General features: G+C 68.5%; 8 protein-coding genes. 5 read left to right on the top strand and 3 right to left on the bottom strand.

Annotated features, from left to right (window positions below; genetic code table 11):
• Window positions 1-134 precede the first annotated feature (134 nt).
• Window positions 135-1,115: a porphobilinogen synthase gene (gene hemB / locus IEX72_RS12735; RefSeq protein WP_188787935.1), complete on the bottom strand. Its 981-nt coding sequence runs from the start codon at window positions 1,113-1,115 to the stop codon at window positions 135-137.
• 120 nt (window positions 1,116-1,235) lie between these two features.
• Between hemB and IEX72_RS12740 the strand changes: the two genes are divergently transcribed.
• The 3 genes from IEX72_RS12740 (at window position 1,236) to IEX72_RS12750 (ending at window position 2,949) form a co-directional block, all read left to right on the top strand.
• The gene (locus tag IEX72_RS12740; protein ID WP_188787937.1) at window positions 1,236-1,757 is read left to right on the top strand and encodes a DedA family protein; all 522 of its coding nucleotides are present in this window, start codon (window positions 1,236-1,238) and stop codon (window positions 1,755-1,757) included.
• 102 nt (window positions 1,758-1,859) lie between these two features.
• Window positions 1,860-2,609 (top strand): Sjogren's syndrome/scleroderma autoantigen 1 family protein, encoded by a 750-nt coding sequence (locus IEX72_RS12745; RefSeq protein WP_188787939.1) that lies wholly within the window; start codon window positions 1,860-1,862, stop codon window positions 2,607-2,609.
• A 112-nt stretch (window positions 2,610-2,721) separates the two neighbouring features.
• Window positions 2,722-2,949, top strand: coding sequence for a CDGSH iron-sulfur domain-containing protein (locus IEX72_RS12750; RefSeq protein ID WP_188787942.1), 228 nt, complete (start codon window positions 2,722-2,724; stop codon window positions 2,947-2,949).
• 36 nt (window positions 2,950-2,985) lie between these two features.
• Here the strand turns inward: IEX72_RS12750 and IEX72_RS12755 are convergent, their stop codons facing one another.
• Window positions 2,986-3,864 (bottom strand): S24/S26 family peptidase, encoded by an 879-nt coding sequence (locus IEX72_RS12755; RefSeq protein WP_394354612.1) that lies wholly within the window; start codon window positions 3,862-3,864, stop codon window positions 2,986-2,988.
• Between the two features lie 90 nt (window positions 3,865-3,954).
• Here IEX72_RS12755 and IEX72_RS12760 point away from each other — a divergent pair, with 90 nt between their 5' ends.
• Window positions 3,955-5,649: a DNA-directed DNA polymerase II small subunit gene (locus IEX72_RS12760; protein ID WP_188787944.1), complete on the top strand. Its 1,695-nt coding sequence runs from the start codon at window positions 3,955-3,957 to the stop codon at window positions 5,647-5,649.
• A gap of 40 nt (window positions 5,650-5,689) precedes the next feature.
• On the opposite strand, the gene IEX72_RS12765 is transcribed toward IEX72_RS12760, so the two are convergent.
• On the bottom strand, window positions 5,690-6,133 hold the full coding sequence (locus IEX72_RS12765) for a hypothetical protein (protein ID WP_188787946.1): 444 nt from the start codon (window positions 6,131-6,133) through the stop codon (window positions 5,690-5,692).
• Window positions 6,134-6,379: 246 nt separating this feature from the next.
• On the opposite strand from IEX72_RS12765, the gene IEX72_RS12770 reads away from it, so the two are divergent.
• On the top strand, window positions 6,380-7,558 hold the full coding sequence (locus tag IEX72_RS12770) for an aspartate kinase (RefSeq protein WP_188787948.1): 1,179 nt from the start codon (window positions 6,380-6,382) through the stop codon (window positions 7,556-7,558).
• Window positions 7,559-7,984 lie beyond the last annotated feature (426 nt).

The following is a 7,984-nucleotide window of genomic DNA, read 5'->3' on the forward strand; positions in this document are numbered from 1 at the left end:
CACACGGACTGTGTGAGATTAGTGGACGAACGTTCAAGCAAATACTGCCAGTACGGTCGGGTTCAGTCGCGCGCGGGTGGGTGTGGGCGCGTGGTCGGTGGGGGCGGCGCCGGTGGACCGCCAGCCGGACCCGGCTACAGCCGGTCGGCGAACGTCTCGGCGAAGTAGGTGACAATCAGGTCCGCACCCGCTCGCTTCATCGCGAGCAGCGACTCGAGGGCCGCCGCCTCAAGATCAAGCCACCCCTTCTCGGCGGCGGCGTGGAGCATCGCGTACTCCCCGGAGACGTTGTACGCCGCTACGGGGTGGCCGAACTCCCGGCGGACCGCGCTGACGATGTCCAGATACGCCAGCGCGGGTTTGATCATGAGGACGTCGGCGCCCTGCTCGACGTCGAGTCGGACCTCCCGGAGCGCCTCCCGGGCGTTTCCGGGATCCATCTGGTAATGCCTCCGGTCGCCGAACGCCGGCGCCCCGTCGGCGGCGTCGCGGAACGGCCCGTAGAACGCGCTCTCGTACTTCGCGGCGTACGACATGATCGGCACATGGGCAAACCCGGCGTCGTCGAGACCCTCCCGAACCGCGCCCACCATCCCGTCAGTCATCGAACTCGGCGCGACCATGTCCGCGCCCGCCTCGGCGTGTGAGACCGCGGTCTTCGCGAGCAGCCGTAGTGTCTCGTCGTTCCGGACGGTCAGCGTCGGGTCGGCGGCGGCGGCGGATTCGACAACCCCGCAGTGGCCGTGGGTGGTGTACTCACACAAGCACACGTCGGTAATCACGTACGCGTCGGTCTCGGCGGTGATCCGGCCGACCGCCGCCTGAACGACACCGTCATTCGCCCACGCGCGCGTCCCACGTTCGTCTTTGGACTCGGGGATCCCGAACACCATGACCGCTTCGACGCCGGCCGCCCGGAGTTCGGCCACGCGGTCGGCCGCCTCGTCCACCGGCACGCGTTCCTGTCCGGGCATCGACTCGATCGGGACGCGGTCGTCGGCGGTGGCGTCGACGAACACCGGGGCGACGAGGTCACCGGCGTCGAGACCGACCTCGGTGACGAGCTCCCGGATGCCGTCGCGGCGGAGCCGTCGGGGTCGGTGTGTGAGGTTCATACCCCGTACTCGGGAGCGAGCGGAAAAAAGTCGCTCGTGTCGGCGGGGCTCGCGTTGTCGGCGTGACCGCAACAACACGGAGCGAAACTGGTTTGTGCGGGTCAAGGGTACTCCGTAGCGATGTGGCCCGCTCCCGCTCTCCAGGTCGACGCAATGCCCCCGCGGCTGCTCGCGTTGCTCGAATCCGAGTGGGCCTTCCTCGCGCTTTTCGGCGTGTTCGTCCTCGAGGGCGCGATGCTGATGTATTTCATGCCCAGCGAATTCATCGTGCCGGGGTCGCTGTTGTTGCTCGGTGACGGCGCGCTCGTGCCCGTGGTCGGCGTCGCGGTACTGGGCGCAACGGTGGGCCAGTTCGCGCTGTTCAAACTCGCAAAGCGCGGCGGCCGGGAGTACCTCCTTCAAAAATCCTGGTTCCGGATCGAGGAGTCGAAGCTCGACCGGTTCGACGGGTGGTTCCAGCGGTGGGGACCGGTGGTCGTCCCCGTGAGCAACGCGCTGCTTTTCACCCGCGGGATGCTCACCGTCCCGGCGGGCTTTGCGGGGATGGGCGACCGACGGTTCGTGGTGCTGTCGGCGGCCGGAACACTGATATTCGAGGTCGCACTGGCCGGGTTGTACCTCTACGCGGGGACACTGCTGTGAGCGACGTGGGGACGCTGCTGTGAGCGACGTGGGGACGCTGCTGTGGGGCACCCGGAGCGACGTCCGGAGGCTTTTTCGAGGTACGACGCCTGTAGTCCGCGTATGAGCGACTTCGACGCCGAGGCCGAGCGGGAGCGGCTTCGGGAGAAGTACGAGGCAGAGGAGGAGAGCCGAAAACAGACTCAGCAGATGAGCGAACTCCTGCTGAAGGGGGCGACGATGACGAACCGCCACTGCGGGGAGTGCGGGTCGCCCATCTTCCAGTACGAGGGCCAGGAGTTTTGTCCGAACTGTCAGCACGCGACAGGGGCGGACGCCGGGACCGAAGCCGGAGCGGACGCCAAGGACGGACGCGAAACGGATGCCGGGAGCCAAGCGGGCATAGACGCCGAGGACCCGGCTGGCGCCGACCCGGCAGCCGCGAGTGGCGGGGCCGACACCGGCGGGGCGGGCGCAACCGATTCGGTCGCCGAAACCGGCGGGGCGGGCGCAACCGATTCGGTCGCCGAAACCGGAGCGGGTGCGGGCCCGGAAACGAGGGTGACGGCCGAGGGCACGCCGTCAAACGGCGTCGCCGACGCGGGTGCCACAGTCTCTCCCGGACGGGACCGCACCGTCGGGAGGGGAACCGCCGTCGCGCCGGCCGCCGGTGATCCAGCGACCACCGAGCGACCGGCGGCGGGGAACGGGGGTGCGCCGGCGACCCGGCGGACCGCCCGGGAGTCGCTGCTCGCGGCGCTGACCAGACACGCCCAGCTGGCGGCCGACACCGACGAGCCGCAGCGAGCGAGCGACCACCTGACGGCGGCGCGGGAGGCCGCGGCCGCGCTCGAGGAACTCGACGGGTCGTAGCCGGCCGCCACCGCCGTCGGTTCCGTCCGGCGTCGATCCCGCGTCGCGGGCGACGGTTTAGGTGACACTAGTGTCGCCTGAAATATATCCGCGTGCGGTCCCGAAAGAACGTATGGCACGCGAAGTTACCCACGACGCCACCGGCCCGACACCGATCGACCCCGACGACCACGACGGCGACATCTACGTCTGTTCGTGTGGGCTGTCGGACGACGAGCCGTTCTGCGACGGCTCCCACGCCGTCACCGCCGACGAGGAGGATGGAGTCACGTACAAATACGAGAACGACGACGACGAGGAGCCCCGGCACGCGGTCGACTCGCTCGAGTACGACGAGTGAACGGCACGCGGCTCCGATCGGGGGTCAGCTCCCGGTTCACGCCGCGATCAGTCCCGCCAGCCGCAGTCTGATGTAGCCGAGATACGGGATGCGGAGCCGCGCGGTCCCGCGGACCCACTCGGGTTGCACCGGCCCGGCGATGTTCGACGCCTGGTCGTACCGGGCGTTGGCGTCGCCCTTCGTGATGAACCCGTCGTGCGGTGCGGGGCAGTTCGAGAGCGACTCGCAGTCGTCGGCGTTCAGGTACGCCGGGTCGGCCCGGTCGTACCAGTTTTCACCCGCCTCGACGCGGAAGTGCGCCCGGTGGATGATCGGCGAACCCGCCCGGTCGGGCGGGTCGTAGATGATCACCGACCCGTTGCCGTCGAAGCTCCGGTAGCCCTCCTGGGTGCCGACCTCGACGGTGACGATCCCCGCCTGGGCGTAGCCGGGGGTGAACCGCTCGGGGTCGGTGACGAAGATCAGGTCACCACGCTGCATCTCGGGTTCCATACTCCCGCTCTCGACGGCCACCATCGGGGGCCAGACTCCGCTGATCGCAAACAACAGGAGCCCGACCGCGAGCACCCCGATGGCGCTGTAGAGCGTCTCCCGGATGAACAACAGCGGCCCACTGCGGGCCGTCCGGAACCGTGTGAGGAAACGTTCCTCGCGCCCGGCGGCCCGTGATCCAGGCTCCGGAGTGGGGGGCGTCTCGGACTCTCGGTGGGAGTCGGAAGCGCGTGTGGAACGGCTGCGGCCGTCGCGACCGTGATCGCCGGAGTGCCCGTCGACGTCGCGACCACGGACCCCGTCGCCGTCGTGTCCCAGTGGGGACGACCCGTCGGGACGGTCGCCGGAGGCGGGTCGGGGCTCCGGCGAGCCGTCCCGGTCGTCGTCGGAGGGGGCGTTCGGGTCGCCCGACTCGTCCGTCATCAGGCGGTTGTTCTGCGCCGCCGCGTTTCAACCTTCTGGGCTGTCGCCCGGTGCAGTACGCTTTTCTACGCCAGCCCCGTTCGCAGCGGTGTGCCGTTGGAGACGCCGGTTCGCATCGTGACAGAGCTCGCTCGACGCGGGTACAACGCCGAACAGGAGGCGGTGACGCTGCTTTCGGGCGCCGGGGTCCCCGAACACGCGGTCGAGGCGGTCGTCGACCACGCTGCCGACGACGCGCTTCGGATCACCGCCGCGGACGTTCGGGCCGCCCTCGCGGAGTCGGGTGCGGACGAGGATCGGTCCGCGAACGGAACGGCTGGCGGGTCGGCTGCGGAGGCTGCGTCAGGCGAGACCGCACCCCGGACCGACCCCGACGAACACCCCTTCGTTTCAACTGGAGATCAGTCGTCTGAAACGGTCGGGGCCGGCGACAAAACCGGACTCCGGGATGGATCAGAAACCGTGGCGGAGACGGCCGACAGTATACCACCCGGGGCCGTCGAGGAAGCCGCCCGCGGGTCGGCCGCAGACGCCGCAGATGCCGTGGACCGGACCGCCGACCCGTCGCTCCGGTCGCTCGACATCGTCGGCGACGTGACCGGCCGGAGTACCGGAACCGGTGAGTACGGCGACTTCGTGACGGTGTTCAGGGACCGCTACGAGAAGCTCTCGAAACAGCTCCGTGGGCGGGTGAACCACCGGCCCACGGAGGCGATCGGGTCGATGAGTGGGGGAAGCGACGCCGCGATCGTGGGGCTCGTCAACGACATCCGGTCGACGAAGAACGGCCACTGGATCGTCGAACTCGAAGACACCACCGGGACGTTCCCGTGTCTCGTTATGAAGGACCGCAAGTTCGCTGGCCTGGTTGAGGAACTCCTGCTTGATGAGTGCGTCGCGGTCGAGGGGACGCTGTCGGACGACGGGGAGATCGTCTTCGTCGATTCCATGTACTTCCCCGACGTGCCGCGGACGCACACGCCGAACACCGCCGACAGGCACGTCCAGGCCGCGTTGGTGTCGGACCTCCACGTCGGGAGCCGGGAGTTCGAGGCCGGCGCGTGGGACCGCTTCGCGTCGTGGCTCCATTCCGAGGCGGCCGCCAGCGTGGAGTACCTCCTGATCGCGGGGGACATGGTCGAGGGCGTCGGGGTCTATCCCGGCCAGGACGAGGAACTCGACATCGTCGACATCTACGACCAGTACGAGGCCTTCTCCGAGCGGCTGAAGGACGTCCCCGGCGATATGGAGGTCGTGATGATCCCGGGGAACCACGACGCGGTCCGACTCGCCGAACCCCAGCCGGGGTTCGACGAGACCCTTCGCGACATCATGTCCGCCCACGACGCCCGGATCACGGGGAATCCTTCGCTGGTGACCGTTGAGGGGGTGAACGTGCTTATGTACCACGGTGTCTCCCTCGACGAGGTCATCGCGGAACTCCCGGAGGAGAAAGCCAGCTACGAGGAACCACACAAGGCTATGTATCAGCTCCTGAAGAAGCGCCATGTCGCGCCGCAGTTCGGCGGGAAGACGCGACTGGCGCCCGAAGAACGGGACTACCTCGTGATGGAGGAGGTTCCGGACGTGTTCCACACCGGACACGTCCACAAGCTCGGGTGGGGGAAGTACCACAACGTTCTCGCGGTCAACTCCGGGTGCTGGCAGGCCCAAACCGACTTCCAGAAGTCGGTGAACATCGATCCCGACGTGGCACACGCGCCGATCCTCGACCTCGACACCCTCGATATGACGGTCCGGAAGTTCGCGTACTCGTCCGGGTGAGTCGGTGTCAGCTCACTCGTCCGGGTGAGTCGGTGTCAGCTCACTCGTCCGGGTCGAACCGGTACCGCGTGGTCGAGTCGCCGTCGAACCGTGGCCCCGACCCGACCGCGGTGAACCCCGCGGCCTCGGCGGCCGCAGCGGCGTCGGCGTCGGCGTCGGGGACCACGAACGCCACGTCGAACCCCTCGCGCACCGCGAACCGGACGGGCTCGGCGAGGAGGTGTTCGGCCGCGTCGGGGTCACCGGCGAGTTGCGTCACGTGGACGGTGGCGTCCCTGACGTCGAAGGCCACGAACCCGAGAACGGACTCGGCGTCGTCGTCGGTCGGGGTGTCGGCGTTGGGGCCCGGGTCGCCGGGGCGGTCGACCGCGATCCGAACCGTCCGGTCGTGGATGACGTTCCGGACCGCGTCGGCGGGGAAGCCGGCGATGGCTCCCAGGGTTTCGGCGTCGTCCTCGACTGCGTCCCGTACCGCTACGTCCATACGTGTGTATTCGGCCGACGAGACTTAAATTACCACTCGACCCCGGCGGCCGGCGGTGGTGTTGGTTCGCTGCCACGTCACGGCGGAGCGGCGGGGCGGAGCCGCGAGAACTGCGGGGACGACGCCGAATATCGGCAGTCGGCGACGGCGGCGACGGGAGACAAGATTTTACACCCCCCCCGCGCTATCATCGGCCATGACACAGCACCGCTTGCGGGGCGGACCCGTTCGTCGATGGGGGGGCCAGTGCGCGTAGTTGCGAAGTTCGGTGGAACGTCGTTGGGGACCGGGGACCGGATCAACCGCGCCGCCGACTCCATCGCGGCGGCGGTCGAAGCGGGCCACGAGATCGCGGTGGTTGCGAGCGCGATGGGCAACACCACCGACGAACTCTTAGAGGAGATCGAGTTCGAGGCCGAGGATCGGGATCGCGCGGAGATCGTCTCGATGGGCGAACGCACCAGTGTCCGGATGCTCAAGGCCGCGCTGGCCGCCCGGGGGATCGACGCCGCCTTCGTCGAACCCGGCGGCGACGGGTGGCCGATCATCGCCAACGACCTCGGGGAAGTCGACGTCGAGGCGACCACACGACGCACACAGGAGCTTGCGGCCGACCTCGATGCGGTCGTCCCCGTGATCACCGGCTTCCTGGCACAGAACCACGCCGGCGAGATCACCACGCTCGGCCGCGGCGGCTCCGACACGACAGCGGTCATGCTCGGTCGGTATATAAACGCCGACGAGGTCGTGATCGTGACCGACGTTGAGGGCGTTATGACCGGCGATCCGCGGGTGGTTGAGGGCGCGCGCAACGTCGGCCGGATCACGGTCGACGAGCTGCGGAACCTCTCGTTCCGCGGGGCAGAGGTGGTCGCTCCCTCCGCGCTGTCGTACAAGGACGACGGGTTGGGCGTCCGGGTGGTCCACTACCAGCACGGCGACCTCCTCACCGGAGGAACGCTCATCGAGGGCGAGTTCGAGAACCTCATCGACATGCAGGAGGCCGCCCTGTCGTGTATCACCGTCGCCGGGCGGTCGCTCCGGAACAGCCCCGGGATCCTTGCGGATCTCTCGCAGGTGCTCCGTGACGCCGGGGTCAACATCGACGCGGTCGCCTCGGGGATGGACTCGGTGACGTTCTACATGAGCGAGGAGCGATCGAAGGAAGCCGAGAACCTGCTGCACTCGAAGGTGGTCGAAGACCAGACGCTGTCGTCTGTCACCGTCGAGGACAGGATCGCGGTCATTCGGGTGACCGGCGGGGAACTCCCCAACCGACCCGGGGTGATCCTCGACATCGTGCAGCCGATCTCGGAGGCTGGAATCAACATCCACGACGTCATCACCTCCGCCACGTCGGTCGCGGTCTTCGTCGCGTGGGACGACCGCGAGCAGACCCTCAATATCGTGCAAAACGAGTTCTGAGCCGGCTGGGAGCCGTTGGGACGGCTCTGCCGAGTTCCGGAGCGGCCGCGACCCGGATCCGCCGGAGCGGCCCCGGCTGTACGGGCGGGACAAACCGACTGCCCGAGGCGGTTCACCCCACGATGTCGCCGGCACAGGCGGTCCCATCGACCGATGGGAGGTCTTCCAGGGCGGCGTTGGGCGCGATCAGGTTCGGGTGGATGTCGGAGACGGCGGGGGCTCGGATGTCTGCGAGCGGGTCGCGACGGTCAGAAAGCCGCCATCGTCTGCGGGCGGGAGCGTGTGGCTGGTATCATGGTTTCGTGGACGGCGCTGGCCTGCTCGCCGGCCACAGATCTCTCGGCGTCGACGGCTGGCAATGACATCCTCCCCGGCGTGAACGCCGGGGTTTCCTCACGCTGGGGGTATCGCTTACCCGCCCACGGA

This window comes from Halobellus salinus, from assembly GCF_014646875.1.
GTDB classification, from domain to species: Archaea; Halobacteriota; Halobacteria; order Halobacteriales; family Haloferacaceae; genus Haloquadratum; species Haloquadratum salinum.